This is a genomic window from Vibrio sp. 10N.222.49.A3 (assembly GCF_041475145.1).
GTDB classification, from domain to species: domain Bacteria; phylum Pseudomonadota; class Gammaproteobacteria; order Enterobacterales; family Vibrionaceae; genus Vibrio; species Vibrio tasmaniensis_A.
The window spans coordinates 1-278 of the sequence record NZ_JBFRVM010000327.1 but is presented as its reverse complement, the minus strand read 5'-3'; the positions used below and the strand labels follow the sequence as shown (position 1 = coordinate 278).

The window sequence follows — 278 nt, the reverse complement described above, 5'->3', positions numbered from 1 at the left end:
TACAATCGACCACCCATTGCTTGGGTATGCCACTCGGCAGCCACAACGTTGGATGCTGATTAATGGCCTCTAGCATTCTTGCTCGCCAGACTTTGGCCAAAGCAAACGCGTTAAAAAGGTAATGCTTGTTGCCTTTGTGCCACGTTCGCCTTGATGGGTCGTATTGGCCTGCCGCCACAATAATGTGCAGGTGTGGATGCAAGTTTCGTTGTCGGCTGTGGGTATGCAGCACGGCGGTAAAACCAAGTTCACCTTGCATCTGTCTTTTCGCAAAGTCC

Annotated in this window: 1 protein-coding gene; it reads right to left on the bottom strand. The window is 51.1% G+C overall.

All coding sequences use genetic code 11. The annotated features are described in order from the left end of the window. The coding region (locus AB4589_RS25410; RefSeq protein WP_372101958.1) for a transposase at positions 1-278 on the bottom strand (278 nt) is incomplete at both ends.